Source organism: Nocardiopsis sp. TRM 82005 (assembly GCF_056312425.1).
In genome coordinates this window covers 1-15,170 of sequence record NZ_JBWDTQ010000031.1, presented here as the reverse complement: position 1 = coordinate 15,170, position 15,170 = coordinate 1, and the positions used below count along the sequence as shown (strand labels likewise).

Annotated in this window: 12 protein-coding genes; 4 read left to right on the top strand and 8 right to left on the bottom strand. The window is 67.7% G+C overall.

The annotated features are described in order from the left end of the window. Positions 1 to 22: 22 nt before the first annotated feature. Positions 23 to 1,297 carry a TRAP transporter large permease gene (locus tag AC0T5L_RS22905; RefSeq protein WP_476167535.1) on the bottom strand — a complete coding sequence of 425 codons (1,275 nt, stop codon included), beginning with the start codon at positions 1,295 to 1,297 and terminating at the stop codon, positions 23 to 25. Then, positions 1,297 to 1,845, bottom strand: coding sequence for a TRAP transporter small permease (locus tag AC0T5L_RS22900; protein ID WP_476167534.1), 549 nt, complete (start codon positions 1,843 to 1,845; stop codon positions 1,297 to 1,299). The genes AC0T5L_RS22905 and AC0T5L_RS22900 overlap by 1 nt, the downstream gene beginning before the upstream one ends. 154 nt (positions 1,846 to 1,999) lie before the next feature. Here AC0T5L_RS22900 and AC0T5L_RS22895 point away from each other — a divergent pair, with 154 nt between their 5' ends. From AC0T5L_RS22895 to AC0T5L_RS22885, 3 genes are all read left to right on the top strand, one after another. Beyond that, on the top strand, positions 2,000 to 3,001 hold the full coding sequence (locus AC0T5L_RS22895) for a LacI family DNA-binding transcriptional regulator (RefSeq protein WP_476167533.1): 1,002 nt from the start codon (positions 2,000 to 2,002) through the stop codon (positions 2,999 to 3,001). Positions 3,002 to 3,144: 143 nt separating this feature from the next. Then, positions 3,145 to 3,888, top strand: coding sequence for a GntR family transcriptional regulator (locus AC0T5L_RS22890; RefSeq protein WP_476167532.1), 744 nt, complete (start codon positions 3,145 to 3,147; stop codon positions 3,886 to 3,888). A 1-nt stretch (position 3,889) separates the two neighbouring features. Further along, positions 3,890 to 4,759, top strand: coding sequence for an urea carboxylase-associated family protein (locus tag AC0T5L_RS22885; RefSeq protein ID WP_476167531.1), 870 nt, complete (start codon positions 3,890 to 3,892; stop codon positions 4,757 to 4,759). A 252-nt stretch (positions 4,760 to 5,011) separates the two neighbouring features. Here the strand turns inward: AC0T5L_RS22885 and AC0T5L_RS22880 are convergent, their stop codons facing one another. From AC0T5L_RS22880 to AC0T5L_RS22870, 3 genes are all read right to left on the bottom strand, one after another. Continuing rightward, positions 5,012 to 5,392 (bottom strand): VOC family protein, encoded by a 381-nt coding sequence (locus AC0T5L_RS22880; protein ID WP_476167530.1) that lies wholly within the window; start codon positions 5,390 to 5,392, stop codon positions 5,012 to 5,014. 195 nt (positions 5,393 to 5,587) lie between these two features. After that, complete coding sequence (locus tag AC0T5L_RS22875) at positions 5,588 to 8,323, bottom strand: DUF4132 domain-containing protein (RefSeq protein ID WP_476167529.1); 2,736 nt, start codon at positions 8,321 to 8,323, stop codon at positions 5,588 to 5,590. 486 nt (positions 8,324 to 8,809) lie between these two features. Further along, on the bottom strand, positions 8,810 to 9,529 hold the full coding sequence (locus AC0T5L_RS22870; protein ID WP_476167528.1) for a winged helix-turn-helix transcriptional regulator: 720 nt from the start codon (positions 9,527 to 9,529) through the stop codon (positions 8,810 to 8,812). Between AC0T5L_RS22870 and AC0T5L_RS22865 the strand changes: the two genes are divergently transcribed. After that, entirely contained in the window at positions 9,522 to 10,907 is a 1,386-nt protein-coding gene (locus AC0T5L_RS22865; protein ID WP_476167527.1) for a DHA2 family efflux MFS transporter permease subunit, read from the top strand. The two genes, AC0T5L_RS22870 and AC0T5L_RS22865, sit on opposite strands and share 8 nt — an antisense overlap. A 187-nt stretch (positions 10,908 to 11,094) precedes the next feature. Here the strand turns inward: AC0T5L_RS22865 and mhpA are convergent, their stop codons facing one another. The 3 genes from mhpA to AC0T5L_RS22850 form a co-directional block, all read right to left on the bottom strand. Further along, positions 11,095 to 12,663 (bottom strand): bifunctional 3-(3-hydroxy-phenyl)propionate/3-hydroxycinnamic acid hydroxylase MhpA, encoded by a 1,569-nt coding sequence (gene mhpA / locus AC0T5L_RS22860; protein WP_476167526.1) that lies wholly within the window; start codon positions 12,661 to 12,663, stop codon positions 11,095 to 11,097. A 27-nt stretch (positions 12,664 to 12,690) separates the two neighbouring features. After that, positions 12,691 to 13,479 carry an arylamine N-acetyltransferase family protein gene (locus AC0T5L_RS22855; RefSeq protein WP_476167525.1) on the bottom strand — a complete coding sequence of 263 codons (789 nt, stop codon included), beginning with the start codon at positions 13,477 to 13,479 and terminating at the stop codon, positions 12,691 to 12,693. A gap of 111 nt (positions 13,480 to 13,590) precedes the next feature. Beyond that, the coding region (locus tag AC0T5L_RS22850) for an acyltransferase domain-containing protein (RefSeq protein WP_476167524.1) at positions 13,591 to 15,170 on the bottom strand (1,580 nt) is incomplete at its 5' end.

The window sequence follows — 15,170 nt, the reverse complement described above, 5'->3', positions numbered from 1 at the left end:
TCCTTGGAGGTCGGTGGGATTGTCACAGGTCCAGGAGCCCGGGCAGGAACAGGACCAGGTCGGGTACCAGGATCAGGAGCAGCAGGACCGCCACCAGCGGAACGAGGAAGGGGGCGGTGCCGCGGAACACCTCGTGCATGGGTGTGCGGGTCGCCGAGCCCAAGACGAAGAGCACACCGCCGATCGGGGGAGTGAGCAGGCCGATCATCAGACAGAGGATGGTGATCACGCCGAAGTGGACCGGGTCGCCTCCCAGCTGGACGGCGACGGGCAGCAGGACCGGGACGGTGATGACCAGCGCGGCGATGGGTTCCAACACCGTTCCGATGAGGATCAGCACGACGCTCACCAGTAGCAGGAGGATCACCGGGTTGTCGGTCAGACCCAGCAGGAAGGACGCGACCCGCTGTGGTACCTGCTCCCGTGCCAGCACCCAGCCCAGGAGGCCGGAGGCGGCGAGGATGACGGTGATGGATGCGGCCGTGGTGACGGTCTCCACCCCGATGCGCCACAGGGCGCGCGGGCTCAGCTGGCGGTAGCACAGGCCCAGGACGAGGACGTAGGCGACTCCGACCGCCGCGGCCTCGGTGGGGGTGAACAGGCCGCTGAGGATCCCGCCGAGCAATAGCACGGGGGCGCCCAGCGGGCCCAGCGCGCTCAGGACCGCGGTGCGCAGTTCGCCCCGCTCCGCACGGCGTCCGGCGAGCTCGGGCTTGCTGCGCGCCCACAGGAACACCGCCAGGGTCAGCCCTCCGGCCATCAGGAGCGCGGGCACCACCGCCGCGGCGAACAGCGCCGCCGTGGAGACGGCGGCCACCGAGGCGTACACGATCGCGGGGATGCTGGGCGGCATGATGGGGCTGATCAGGCTGGTGGCGGCGGTCAGGCCGAGGGAGAAGCGGCGGGGATAGCCCGCCTTGGTCATCGCCGGGACCACCATCTTGCCCATGCCCGCCACATCGGCCAGGGCCGTTCCGCTGATCCAGGAGAAGCCGACGCTCACACCGATGTTGACGTAGCCGAGGCCGCCGTGTACGCGTCCCAGCAGTACTCGGGCGAAGGCGAAGAGCCGGTCGGCGATCCCCGTGTGGTTGGCGACGACCCCGAGCAGGATGAACAGCGGCACCGCGAGGAGGGGGAAGCTGTTGACCTCCTGGGCTGCCGTACGCAGGCTCAGCCCGGTGGACTGGCCGCCGATCGCCATGTAGGCCAGGCACGGGCCCAGGATCGCGAATGCGATGGGCACCCGTAGGACCAGCAGGACGAGGATGCCGGCGATGACCAGTAGCGCGCTCATCAGGCGACCCCCTCGGAGTCAGCGGCGTGGTTCTCACGCTGCGGCGGTCCCGGCAGCAGGACGGCGTTGGCGAGGGCCCGCAGCGACATGAGCACCACGCCGGCCAGCGGGATCGCGTAGGTCCAGGAGAGGGGGATCCGCAGGGCGGATGTCGACTGGGGGGATCCGCCGAAGACGAGTTCGACGGCCTCCAGGGTGAGCATCACACCCACAGCCGCGACCACGAGGTTGGCCAGGACCCACACCGCGCGCAGCGCGCGGTCCCCGAGCACGAAGTCCGCCACTTTGAGGGTGATGTGCTCGTCTCGGCCCAGAAGGTAGCCGATCAGGGAGAACGTGAGCCATACCAGTCCGAGGCGGGCCAGTTCGCCGGTCCAGACCCAGCCGCTCGCGGGCAGGTGGCGCTGGGCGGCCTGGACGAGGATGAGGACGAGGATCAGTGCGAGCAGCGCGGCTCCGGCGACCAGCTCGGCTGTCTCCAGCCACCGCACCGGAGCCGGGCGCGACGGTCGTGGTCTGTTGCCGGGGGTTGGGGGTCTGTCTGCCATCCGGACGGGCTCCACTCAACGAACAAGGACAATGTCAGTGCAGGTCATGGGGCACGTGATTCGCACCACCTGAGACGTGATGTGAACCTTAGGTTTCACGTTCATGTCATGGCAAGCGATTGCCAAAAGTTGTCACAGCGCGTAGAAGGGCACCATGACCTCTCCGAAGCGCACCACCATCTACGACGTGGCCCGGGAGTCGGGCGTCGCCGCCTCCACGGTCTCGCGCGCCCTGCGCAACCCGCGTCGCGTCAACGCCACCACGCGCGAGCACGTCCTGCGGGTCGCCGAGCGCCTCGGCTACCGCCCCAGCCCCCTGGCGACCGCGTTGCAGTCCGGGCGGACCGCGACCGTGGCGATGCTGGTGCCCGACATCACCAACCCGCACTTCTTCGGGACGATCCGGGGCGCCGAACGCCGCGCCTCCGCGGCCGGGATCACCTTCATCCTGAGTTACACCGAGGAGTCCGCCGACAACGAGCGCAACCAGATCGAGCACTTGGCGCGCTCGGTGGACGGCTTCATCCTGGCCTCCAGCCGCATGTCCGACGACGGGCTCTGGGGCCTGGCCGAGGAGCACAACCTGGCCCTGGTCAACAGGGAGGTGAGGGGCCTGCCCAGCGCCGTGGTCGACAGCCGGGTGGGCAGCAGACAGATCGTGGAGCACCTGGCTTCGCTGGGGCACCGGTCACTGGTCTACCTGTCGGGACCGCACCAGTCCTGGCTGGCCGGTGAACGCTGGCAGGGACTGCGTGACGGCGCGAGGGGCCTCGGGATCAAGGCCACGCGCCTGGGGCCCTTCCCTCCCCGTGTGGTCGGCGGCGGCGCGGCGGCCGACGCTGCCCTGGTCACGGGGGCCACGGCCGTGGTGGCGCACAACGACCTGCTGGCCATCGGTGTACTGCGCCGCCTGGCGGAACGGGGTGTGAGCGTGCCCGGCCAGATCAGCGTGGTGGGCTACGACGACATCTTCGGAGCCGACTTCTGTGTGCCCGCGCTCACGACCCTGGCCGGCCCCCAGGACGAGGCGGGGCGCTCGGCCGTGGAGCTGCTGCTGGAGAACAGGTCCCGCTCCACGACCCGCACGACCGACCGGCGGGTGATGCTCCCCTCGCACCTGGTCATCCGCGACTCCACGGGCCCGGCCCCCGCCTGAGGTGCGTCTCCGGTATTGTTCAACAGTACTCCCAGCGCTGCGGAGCTCTGGCCTGTGTCTGAGAAGGGTAAGGAGAGAAGGCGAGTGCAAGCACGATCCTCCTTTCCCTTGATTGTTGAACAGATGCGTCCTAGCGTGTAGGCATGCTGCACGACGAAAGCGGCCCCGCGGGGGCGCCGAGTACGACCGGCCGGGTGGTGGACGTGCTGCGCGAGCGGATCGTCGAGGGTGTTCTGCTCCCCGGTACGGCACTGCGGGAGGTGCCGGTCGCCGCCGAACTGGACGTCTCGCGCAACACCCTGCGTGAGGCGCTGCGGCTGCTGGCCTCGGAGGGCCTGGTGACCCAGGCGCCCCACAGGGGTGTGTCGGTCAAGGCCCTCACGGCTTCGGAGGTGCGCGACATCTACCGCACCCGGCGGGTCCTGGAGACGCAGGCGGCCACGGAGAGCGCGGTGGCGGACGAGAGGCACTTCGCCGGCATGGAGGCGGCCGTCGTCGCCAAGGAGCGGGCCGAGCGGGCGCGCCGCTGGAGGGAGGCGGGCACCGCGAGCCTGCACTTCCACCAAGCGCTGGTCGCGGTCCTGGGCAGCCACCGGATCAACGAGTTCTTCCGGACCCTGCTCGCCCAGCTGCGGCTGGCGTGGGCGGCCTCCTGCGACGAGGAGCGGTTCCAGCGCGGCTGGGCCGCACGCGATCGGGAACTGTTCGAGCTGTTGCGGCAGGGGCACCGCTCGCAGGGCGTCGGTGCGCTCCTGCTCTACCTGGAGGACTCCGAACGGCAGGTACTCGACGGGCTCCGGCGGGAACGTGCGGCCCACCATCGAACGGAGAACAGCGGGGGAGAGCGCGAGGGCGCGCCCCGCGAGCACACGTCACGGGAGGGATGAGATGAGTCCGGCCACCACCTCGTACCAGCCGAAGTCCGGCGGCGTCCTCGACGTCGACAGGGACTTCTACGATCGGCTCGCCGGGAACACCGACAGCCGTGAGTCCGTCGAACGGTTCGTGATCCCGATCCGGTCCGGCCGCGCCTGGGAGGTCCCGGCCGGCCACCTGTGCCGGATCATCACCCCGGAGGGCGCCCAGGCCGGGGACTTCAACGTGTGGAACCGCCATAACCCCAGAGAGCGCCTGTGGGCGGCGCGCACGCGTCAGCTCCAGGGCGCGCATGTGACCCGCCACGACCGGTTGTGGTCGACCCTGCCCTACCTGCGTCCGCTGCTGACCATCACGAACGACTCTCTGGAGTGGTACGGGGTGGACGAGGACGGGGCTCGGGTACACGACCTGCTCGGGGCGCGCTGCGACCCCTACGTCAACCGCATCCTCACCGACGAGGATTTCGACTTCCACTGCCACTCGAACCTGACCCGGGCCGTGCTGCCCTACGGCCTCACCGAGTTCGACGTGCACGACGTGCTGAACATCTTCACGGTCACCGGTCTGGATGACGAGGACCGGTACTACATGAAGCCCTCGCCCGCGAAGGCCGGCGACTTCTTCGAGTTCTTCGCCGAGCAGGACCTGTTGTGCGCGCTGTCGACCTGCCCTGCCGGCGATCTCTCGGTGCCGTTCTGGGGTCCCGACGCCCGCGATCCCGTCGACGTGTGCCGGCCGCTCGCTGTGGAGGTGTACCGCCCGGACCGGGAGCTGACCGAGGGTTGGAGCACACCGCCCTGCGCCTCGTACCAGGGCATGCACGGCCTCACGTTCCCGGCCTGGTCCGACCGGAGGGCGCCTCGGGGCGAGGGCGGCTGACGTCCACGCCGACGGCCGACCCGATCGCGTGGGCACAGGCGACAGCGGTTCCAGCCGCGCCCACTGCTCATCGGTCAGGACGAGCCGCCTCGCCACCGCTGGGGCGGCCACGAGGTCTCCGGTGTTCGGGTTCTTCTTGGTCGATGAGCCCTCTACCGGAGACCTCACTTGCTTCACGATCACGACACGCCCGTCACACCGGGCTTCGGGGCAGGCCCCGGGTACCTGGGGCCGAGGCGCGACCCATGAGCATCAGAGTGGGTTGAGGCGGGCCTTGAGCAGGCAGAACTCATTGCCTTCGGGGTCGGCCAGGACATGCCACTGCTCCTGCCCGGTCTGGCCGATGTCGGCCGGGCGCGCACCGAGCTTGAGAAGGCGTTCGAGCTCGGCGTCCTGATCGCGGTCGGTGGCGTTGACGTCGATGTGCAGCCGGGGTTTCCCCGGCTCCGGCTCGTCCCTGCGGCTGAGGATGATCGTCGGCTGCGGACCGCCGAACCCTTCTCGCGGCCCGATCTCCACCATGTCGTTGCCCTCGCGATCGAGCACGATGAAGTCCAGGACCTCGCACCAGAACCGCGCCAGCACCTCAGGGTCGTGGCAACCGAGCACGAGCTCACTGATACGACATGCCATTAACGAAACCTGCTCTCAACCGGGGAACTGCCGGGTAGGCCACACGCGAGCCTCATGGGCTCCCAGCAGCGAATTGCAATTCCACGACCATATCGGACAAAGCAAGCACGGGCGAAGTGATTTCGGGGCGACCCTGTCCGGGCAGCCACCGCCGCCCCGCGCGATCATGTCCGCGGCCCGGCGGGCCGCGCCCTCCTACCGGCCGGTGTCCCGGTCCAGGCCCCTGCGGATCTGCCCGGTGATGCTGGGGTCGGTGACGGCCGTGTCATCTGCCAGTAGGAAGGCCTTGGACAGGATCACCGAGAGGCGGCCGCCGTCCTGCTCGAAGGGCAGGAAGACCCCTGGCCCCTTCCTACCCGACTCCACCACGCACGGATAGGAGTCGTCCGGTTCCATCAGGATGTTGGCGCTGCCCAGGTGGATGCGGTAGGTGCGCAGGTCACCGCGCACCCGCAGGAAGCGGTCGGTCAGTTCCAGCCGGTCGGCGATACGCAGCCGCGGCAGGAGGCGTTCGAGGGCCTCACGGCGTACGACCGCGTTCTCGGTGAGCTCCCCGAAGGCGGTGCGCCGCCAGTAGGGCAGATGCGCTCGTTCGCCCCGGTCCGCCCACTCGGGGTCGGCTGCGATGGAGGCCACGCCCACGGCCAGGTCCACGTCCCGCATGGCCTCGGACAGCACCAGCGCGGGTACCTCGGCCAACGGCACGGGGGCGTCTCGCTCCCCCCGGTGGAAGCGGACCTGGTCGGTGCCGCAGGTCAGGATCCGGCGCCCCGGGTCCATGTCGATCAGGTTGGTGTCCAGGGTGGCCCGCCACGCGGTCCCGGTGGCCCGGTCCACGTAGGTGCGCTCTCCGGTGTCGTGCTCCCCGTCCCGCCACCCGCCCAGCTGGAAGGCGGACCAGCCGCGTACGGTCAGCAGGGACTTGGCCTGCCCGTACTTGAGGACGTGCGCGGCGAACCGGTTGGAGTAGGTCCTGGTGGCCTCCTCCGCCGGGGTGAGCAGGTAGATCTCCCGGTAGGCCTGCTTGAGGGGCTGGGCGATCTCCCGGTCGGTCAGGTGGTCGCGCCAGCGGCGCACCGTGGCGGGACCGTGCCGGACGGGGTGCCACAACCGCACCCGCGCCGTGTCCTCGACCTGCCGGGCACGTGCGGCGGCGGCGCCGTCGGGGCCGGTCAGCCGCCAGTGGTCGTGGTCGGCCTCGGGGAGTCCGGCGGCCCAGGTACGGCCACCGTCGGTGCTGATCTCCCAGACGAGGCGCCGGGCCAGCGCCCCGGTGACCGGGTGGTCCAGGTAGTGGCGCCGCCACGGCCCGACCGCCCAGACACGGCCCTCGGCCAGGAAACCCTCCAAGCGCACGCGTTCGGCGGCCACGGCCGCGCGCAGCTCCTTGAGTTCGGCTCGCAGCGCCTTGACCTCCTCGGCGTGGGACTCGCGCAGGGCTTTGGGCGGGCTGGCCGCGCGCCGCCCCCTCGCGGAGGCGAAACCGAGCGACGCGGTGCCCTCAGGGCCCAACGACAGGATCACGGTGTGTTCGCCCAGTGTGTCGGTGCGGGTGCCGTCCCGGCTCAGGCCGAAGGCGGGGACGGTGCGTTCCATCAGTTCCTCGGTGGTGACGCCCAGCGCATCGGCGATGGAGCCCAGTGCACGGTCGGCCTTGTGGATGACCGTCTTCTTCTTGTATCTCGGCCGGATACGGGCGAGCGCGGCGATCGTCTCCTCTCCGCCGCGGCGCTCCAGGAGTTCCAGGGCGGTGAACGCCAGGCGTTCGGCGCGCAGCAGTTTGGTCCCGCCGGGGCCGGTGCCGGAGAACACGGCGATGCGCTCCAGCAGGGACGGGGCCCAGGTCCGGTCGGTTTCCGGGAGCGTCTCCAGGCCCCACATCAGGCCGCGCAGGACGAAACAGGTGCGGTCACTGACGCGCGGCTGTGAACCGGAGGCGATCGCCGCCCTGTTGGGGGTCACGAGGAGGGTCAGCTCCAGCATGCGTCGGAGCGTGTCGGGGCCGTGGGGGACGGTGGCCAGGAGCCGGGTGAACCCCTCGGTCCACGCGGCCTTGGGACGGCTGCTCTCCAGGCCGAGGCAGTGCAGGAGCAGGCTGGCCAGAGCGGGATCGTCGAGCAGGTCGGGGCAGCGGCTGCGCAGCAGGTCGCCGTAGTCGTCCCTGGCGTGGAACAGGTCCTCGGGGAGCAGGAGGGCGGGGCCGGCCCGGTGGAGCACACGCAGGAACCTGGTGTGCTGAGTTTCTTCGTCGAGGTACCAGCCGGGTGCGCCGTCGTCCCAGCTCCGACGGAAGGCGGTCAGTATCGTGCGCAGGGGTGCGGCGCACGCGGCCAGGGCCTCGGGCACGGCCTTCTCGCACTGGTGCAGCGCCACCTCGGCGTGCCAGGGCTTCGAGGAGGACTCTGGTGTGTGGAAGGCGGTGGTGGAACGGGTGAGGAGGGGCAGGGTGGTGCTGTCCCAGGCGACCCGGTCCTGTGTGAGGATCCGCAGCACCCACTCGTGGGCGCGGAACATGGTCCGCCTCCGGGCCGGCGGGAGTTCCTTGGCCCTGTATCGCGGTGTGGTGGTCAGCGCGGACCACACGATCAGGCGTGGGCGTGTGTCCTCGTCGGCCGCGTGGAGCAGCCGTAGGATCTCGGCGTCCGGTTCGAGTTCGGGATCGGGGCCCGCGTAGCCGGTGAAGTGGGCGTCGGCGACGGCGTCGAGGGCCTTTTCGAGCTCTTCGACCCACTCGGGGAGCCCGGGTACGTACAGGGCGGCGAGGATCTCCTCGCCGCGTGGATGGAAGGGCAGCCGGAGCCCCATGCGCGCGGCCCACTCGCGGGCCTCCGGGGAGGGCCGGACGGTGACCCCCTCGGGCAGGTCGGGCGCGTCGGAGTCGGCGAGGCGTTCGCCCAGAGGGCTTTCGCCGCGGAAGGTGGCTCGGGGCATGGGCGTCCTTGGCTCGGGGCGGGGCCCCTCGTGGAGGGGATTCGACGGGGGGCAACGCTAGCGACGGGGTGCGACACGCGTCTGCGGGCCAGAACTGATCGCCGCGCAGCCGGTTCCCGAACAGACCTTGGCCAGCGCCGGGTCCCCGCTCCGGCGGAGCGCCCCGCCCCGGGAGGCTCCCCCGGCCATCGGGAAAGGGAGACCGGGGGCCTCCCGTCATGCCCTGCTCGGAAAGCGGGGTCCTCGCGTCCGGGGGACCCGGCCACGGAGAACTGCTTCGGGGGTGTGTGACGAGTTCGCTGCTCCGGGCAGCAATGTTCGCGCCGGCCACCGTCCCGAGGGGACGAGTTCCTTTTTCTGCTTCGAACCGGGAAGCAGAATCAAAAGCACCCGCTTCGTAAGGCCGAAAACGGTGTTCGTGTGTTCACCTCTGTGCCGTCGGCCGCGTACACGGACCGAACTCCTGGGCCGGCGCCGTCTCGGCGCTCAGCTGGCCCTGTGCTGCGCCACTGGCACGGAGCCCCTGGACTTGTCGTAGGTTTCGCGGGCGGCCGCGATAGTCCCTCTGTGACGATCCGCCCACGCGGTAAGGGACACCAGTGACTCGTACAGTTCGTAGGCGATGTCGGTCAGCGTGTACTCCACACACGGCGGTATCGAGGGGTGGATGGTCCGAGTCAACAGGCCGTCGCGTTCGAGGTTGCGTAGCGTGAGCGTGAGCATCCTTCTGCTGATTCCTTCGATGGAGCGCTCCAGCTCCGTGAACCGCACAGGTCCCCGAGCCGCGGCGACGAGGACGAGGATGCTCCATTTTCCGGCCACCCTGTCCAAGACCTCACGAACTGGGCATGCCTCGGCCAGGATGACCTGCGGTGACACACCGGTGTTCCCCTGGGACATAAAAGTGCCTTCTTCCACTGCTGGCAGCACCTCAGCAACACTGGAGGTGCTGGATGGTTGCCAGGACTTCTTACGGTCCTGCGCAAGGGACATTGTGGCGTTGCCGATACGCGCACAAAGATCCTGACTACGTTCTCGTTTCTCTGGCCGAGTCCCTGTGAAGACGAGGCTGTCCACCATGCCTTCCCAACCTACAGCCGATCGACCAAAACCAGGAGTCGAAAAGATGAGCGGATCAGCACCACCAGGAAAGATGTCGCGTTGGTTGGCGCTCACCACACTCTGTGTTGGCCAGCTGATGATCATCCTTGACCAGAACATCGTCAACGTCGCGCTACCCTCAATCCAAAGCGATCTAGGTTTTGCGCAGGCGAACCTGGTCTGGGTCGTCAACGCCTACGTGATCACTTTTGGCGCGCTGCTCCTCCTGGCCGGCCGACTGGGCGACCTACTGAGCCGCAAGTGGGTATTTCTTACCGGTATCGCGGTCTTCACCATCGCGTCAGCGCTCTGTGGCCTCTCCGAGAACCAGGCGATGCTCATCGGTTCCCGTCTGCTGCAAGGCGTTGGCGGGGCCGTCACCGCTGCCGGCATTCTCGCGATGATCGTGTCGATGTTCCCCGAGGAGCGTGACCAGGCGAAGGCCATCGGCGCCTTCAGCTTCGCCTCCGCCGGCGGCGGAGCGGCGGGACCCCTCGTCGGAGGTATCCTCACCGACGCGATCAGTTGGCACTGGGTCTTCTACGCCAACATTCCGATCGGTATCGCCGTGGTGCTGGTGGGGATGCGGATGCTCCCCAGAGACCGCGGTCTCGGCCTGCGTGCCGGCGCGGACGTCGCCGGGGCTCTCCTTTGCACCTTCGGCCTGGTCCTGGCCGTGTACGCCATCGTGAGCGCGGAGTCCAACGGGTGGGCTTCCCTGAGCACCCTGGGATTCGGCGCCCTCGCGATCGTCATCGTCGCGGCGTTCCTCTGGCGCGAGGCCACGGCGAAGAACCCGCTGCTTCCGCTGAGCCTGTTCCGCTCCCGCAACCTCTCCGGGGCCAACGCGGCACAGATGCTGATGATCGGTTCCATGTTCGGGTTCCTCTACTTCGGTGTCCTCTACGTGCAGCGGGTCCTCGGTTTCGCGCCGTTGGACGCGGGGCTGGCCTTCATCCCCATCGCCCTGGTCATCGCGATGGTCTCGCTCTTCATCGCGCCCCGGGTCCTTCCCCGGTACGGTCCGCGTCCTGTCCTGCTGGTGGCTTTTGCCCTGGTCGGAGCCGGATTCCTGCTCTACGCCAACCTTCCGGTGGACGGTTCCTACCTCGTGCACTTCCTTCCCGGACAGATCCTCCTCGGCTTGGGCCTCGGAGCGGCCATGCCCGGGCTCATGATGTGTGCGATGTCGGACGCCACGCCCGAGAACTCGGGGATCACCTCCGGGATCTTCAACACCGCCCAGCAGATCGGCGGCGCGCTCGGCCTCGCGGTACTCAACACCCTCGCGACGGCGCGCACCACTGGCCTGACCGCCGAAGGAGAGAACCTCGAGGCCGCGCTCACCAGCGGCTACCGACTGGCGTTCGGCGTCAGCGCGGGTTTCGTCGCCGTCGCGATCCTCATCCTCGTCCTCGTCCTCCGTCCGAGGATGCCCGGTGCGGAGCCCGAGCAGGCAGAGGCCAGCGAAGCGAAGGCATAGTGCGCCTGAGGGAACGAAGGGTGTCCGTTGGGCGACCGTGGGAGGCCGGTCCGTATGGCGGCCGGGGCGCTCGCCAGGACACGGCACCCCGGCCTGGCGGGCCCCGGCGCGGACACCGTCCGCGAGACCGGTCCGCGTCCCGTCCCGTGGGGGCGGGACACGGACCCACGCGGTTTCCGCTCCAGCCTCAGGAAGCGTCCATTCCCCGCCGTAGCTCCCCAACCAATTCGTTGAGGTCCTTCGCGTCACCCGCAGCACCGAACACGTAGCGATCGGGCCGTACCAGAGCGGCGATCATCCCCGCCTCGGCCAGATAGGAGAGGCAGGCCCCGTCGACATCGACCACTGATCCTTCCTCGAAGCCGGTCCCCGGCGCGACCACATGGACGAGCTGGGTTCCGAGCCCCTTGAGAAACGCCAGGTTGTCCTCGTCCAGGAGCGACCAGGGCGATTCAGCGGCCATAAGGACGAAACCGTGTCCGACGACGGTGTCGAACAGCGCGGTCCCCTTGTCAGCGCTGGACACGCGGGGCTGGGGTATGAGATCCCCGATGATGCCTCCCGCGCCCGCCTTGGCACGCGGATCGAGAAAGCCCTGTCTGAGGGGGACGACCGCGGCCTGTGGCTGGGCCTGGCCCAGGCCGCGCCTGCGGGACTCCAGCATGACGGTGTCTCGATCGGCGGCCTTGTCCGGGTCGTCCTGGCAGATGACCTTGCCGAGGTTGACCGACATCTCCACCGCGTGCTGCACGTGCTTCCTCCTCTCCGATTCGTAGGTGTCGAGGAGGTCTTCCCCAGCCGTGTTGGCCAGGACCAGATCGAGTTTCCATGCGAGGTTGGCCGCGTCGCGAAACCCCGAACACATGCCTTGGGCGGCGAAGGGGGGCATGAGATGGGCGGCGTCACCGGCGATCAGGATGTGACCGGAGCGCCACCGGACCGCCCACCCGGCCTCGAACGTGTACACCGCGTGCCGTTCGAGAGTGGCGTTCTGCGGTGTGATGTCGAAGAGTCCGAGCATCCGCCAGACGGTCTCGGGGGTGTCGAGCTCCGCGAGGTCCTCACCGGGCAACCGCATGAACTCCCATCTCCGGTGACCGGGCCCCGCCGAGACCGCTGTCCTTGGCCGGGCGGGATCGCATATTTGCAAGTTGTTCGGATGGAACACCCGTTGGTCATGCGGGACCACGTCACAGATGAGCCAGTCCCGGGAGAAGTCCAAACTGGTGAACTCGGAGCCGATATGGCGCTGCACGAAGCTGTTCGCGCCATCGCATCCCACGACCCAGGTAGCGGAGAGATCCCTCCTGTCACCGTCGCGGCCGTCGATGACGACGTCGACGAGGTCTCCGCGGTCGTGGAGTCCGACCGCCTCGTACCCGCGTAGCACCCGGAGGTTGGGCAGTTCAGCGCCCCGAGCGATCAGGGCGGCCTCCAGCCCAGGTTGGTACATCGACGTGGAGTCCGGCCACCCGCACCATCCCTGCTCGGAGGCGTCGATCTCCAGTAGGACCTCTCCGTTCGCGTTGCGCCAGGAATAGGTGCCGGAAGGTTCGACGTGCTCCCTGAGTGCGTCGGCGACCCCCACCGACTGGAGGATCCGGCCCACCTCGCTGTCGAAGGCGACGGCCCTGGGCATGGGGTAGGCCTCGGGCCAGCGCTCGACCACCGTGGTCTTCCAGCCCTTGTCAGCCATGAGGATCGCCAGGAGCTGCCCCACCGGCCCGTATCCGACGATCAGAACGTCCGAATGCATTGGTTTGCTTTCCTTCGCTCACACCGGTCAACGAATAGGGTCAACGATCTTTCCGAGGATTTGCTCGTACTTATCCTGCTTTGCCAGCACGCTCACTGACTCGACCCCGTCTCGAACCTCCATATAGCGTCGGCCGATGAGGACCCGCTGTCCGTTCTCGAAGGACCGCCCCCTGATGAGTGTGCCGGTGGAGACCAGCTCGCCCTCCCAGTAGATCTCGGTCTCCTCGGTGACCCGCTGAGCGAAGCCGACCCAGTCGGAGAGCTCCCTCGGTTCCTGGCGAAAGCGGTAGACACCCTGCCACGAGCCCTCGGCGGCCTTGCGCTCGACGATGTGGTAGTCACCGTCCTCGACGACGCGGAACTGGCACCCGTACTGATATTGGACCTCATCGGTCAGGCGAATGGGATCGAGGAAGGAAGGGCCAACGAACCCGACATCGGTGAGCCACAGGTCCTCACCCACGCGAACACAGTTCATCATGTGCTCCAGGTCCAGACCGAAGTTGTTGTCGGGGCCACGAATGGCGGCGGACAGGACCGTGACCTCGAACCCGAGCTCCTTGATGAGGCCACGGAACAGCCCGTTGAGCTGGTGGCACACACCGCCCTGCTTGTCGAGGACGTGTGTCTTGAACAGAACGTCGAGGTCCTCCTCGACATCGTTCCACACGGCGAGCCCTTTGGAGGCGTGCAGGGTATTGTCGAAGGGAATGGTCATGAGGTGCTTTTTGTGGATCTCGCGCAGAGTCTCGACGGTGGGCTCACGCGACCCTGTGTAGCCCAGGTAGTCCAGGTAGACGTCGATATCGAACATGGGTGTCCTTGGGTTGTGGGTATTGATCAATGAGGAGCCAGAACGGTCCGCGGTACGGAACCAAGGAGAGTCCCGTGGATGCTGCCCGCCGCGTAGCAGGAAGAGTGCTTGCTAGGAGGCGGGTTCGGAACTCGCGGCCAGTCGATCTCTCAAATGCTCGGCGAGCATGAGGGGGGTGGGGTGGTCGAAGAGGAGCATCGCGCCGAGTTTGAGGCCCGTGGCCTTGGCGACGCGGTCCCGCAGTTCGACGGCGAGGAGCGAAGTGAATCCGACATCGAAGAACCCGTCATCGTCCTCGATGGAGTCGTCAGCGGTGTGCCCCAGAGTTCCGAGGGCTTCGGACCGCACCAGGGACAGCAGTCTCTTGAGCTGCTCGTCCGGGGAGAGGTCACGCAGCTGCGCGGGTAGGTCATCCGTTGGTGGCATGCTCTCTTCTTCCATCACAAGTTCCGTTCTCTCCGTTCCGGTTAATGACTCCAGCCAGTAGCGCTGTCGTTGGAACGCGTACGTTGGCAACTCCACCCGGTGTGCTTTTGAGCTGGGTAGGAGTGTGTTCCAGTCCACGGTTCCGCCGTGGACGTAGAGATGCGCGACGGAGTTCAGGAAGGAGTCCATTCCGCCGTTGTCGCGGCGGAGGGATCCCACGACGATGCCGTCGTGTTCTTCCAGGACCTCGCTCATCGCGGGTACGAGGACCGGGTGGGAGCTCACTTCGACGAAGAAGCGGTGGTTGTCGCTCCACAGGTGGGAGACTGCTTCTTCGAACCGTACGGGTGAGCGGAGGTTGTGGTACCAGTAGTCGGCGTTCAGTTCGCCGGGTTCGGTCCAGGAGTTGGTGACGGTTGACCACATCGGTGTTTCGCCGGTGCCGCATGTCACCGTTCCCAGGCTGGCGAGTAGGTCTTTCTGGATGAGTTCGACGTGGTGTGAGTGGGAGGCGTAATCTACTGGTACCCATCGCACGCGTACGCCTTCGGTGGTGAGTTCCTTTTCCAGTTGGTCCAGCGCGTCGGGGTCGCCGGAGAGCACGGTGGAGGAGGGGCCGTTTTCTACTGCTATTGAAACGGTTCCGGTCCGGTTTTTGATGCGCTCTTTCAGGTTGGTTGCGGGGAGGGATACCGACATCATCCGGCCTTGGCCGGTGATTGCTCCTAGGGCTCGGCTGCGGACTGCTACGACGCGTGCTGCTTCTGGTAGGGGCAGGGAGCCTGCTACGCATGCTGCGGCGATCTCGCCTTGGGAGTGGCCGAGGACGGCGTCTGGGTGAATGCCTAGGGAGCGCCACAGGGCTGCCAGGGAGACCATGACCGCGAAGGAGGCGGGTTGTACTACGTCAACGCGTTCCAGTGATGCTGGGGATTTGCTGGAGAGTACTTCGCGTAGTGACCAGTCCACGTGTGGGGATAGTGCTTCTTCGCATGCTTGCATCCATTCGGCGAACACGGGGGAGGTGTCCCATAGAAGGGATCCCATTCCTGTCCACTGTGCTCCCTGTCCGGGGAAGACGAATACGGTTTTGCCGTTTACGTTGGCGGTGCCGGTGGTGAGTCCGGGGGCGGTGCTTTGGCCTTGTTCGAGGGCGTGGAGGGCTTGTAGTCCGTGGTCGGGTCCGGTGAGTACTACTGCGCGTTCGTCGAAGACGGCGCGTGAGGTCACTAGTGAGTAACCGATGTCCGTCACACTCAGCGCGG

What these genes read in the sequence shown, in the direction of transcription:
- AC0T5L_RS22865 (WP_476167527.1), top strand. Translation starts at nt 9,522, where the DNA reads ATGATCATCCTTGACCAGAACATCGTCAACGTCGCGCTACCCTCAATC.
- AC0T5L_RS22895 (WP_476167533.1), top strand. Translation starts at nt 2,000, where the DNA reads ATGACCTCTCCGAAGCGCACCACCATCTACGACGTGGCCCGGGAGTCG.
- AC0T5L_RS22855 (WP_476167525.1), bottom strand. Translation starts at nt 13,479, where the DNA reads ATGTTCGATATCGACGTCTACCTGGACTACCTGGGCTACACAGGGTCG.
- mhpA (WP_476167526.1), bottom strand. Translation starts at nt 12,663, where the DNA reads ATGCATTCGGACGTTCTGATCGTCGGATACGGGCCGGTGGGGCAGCTC.
- AC0T5L_RS22905 (WP_476167535.1), bottom strand. Translation starts at nt 1,297, where the DNA reads ATGAGCGCGCTACTGGTCATCGCCGGCATCCTCGTCCTGCTGGTCCTA.
- AC0T5L_RS22880 (WP_476167530.1), bottom strand. Translation starts at nt 5,392, where the DNA reads ATGGCATGTCGTATCAGTGAGCTCGTGCTCGGTTGCCACGACCCTGAG.
- AC0T5L_RS22885 (WP_476167531.1), top strand. Translation starts at nt 3,890, where the DNA reads ATGAGTCCGGCCACCACCTCGTACCAGCCGAAGTCCGGCGGCGTCCTC.
- AC0T5L_RS22870 (WP_476167528.1), bottom strand. Translation starts at nt 9,529, where the DNA reads ATGATCATCAGCTGGCCAACACAGAGTGTGGTGAGCGCCAACCAACGC.
- AC0T5L_RS22900 (WP_476167534.1), bottom strand. Translation starts at nt 1,845, where the DNA reads ATGGCAGACAGACCCCCAACCCCCGGCAACAGACCACGACCGTCGCGC.
- AC0T5L_RS22875 (WP_476167529.1), bottom strand. Translation starts at nt 8,323, where the DNA reads ATGCCCCGAGCCACCTTCCGCGGCGAAAGCCCTCTGGGCGAACGCCTC.
- AC0T5L_RS22890 (WP_476167532.1), top strand. Translation starts at nt 3,145, where the DNA reads ATGCTGCACGACGAAAGCGGCCCCGCGGGGGCGCCGAGTACGACCGGC.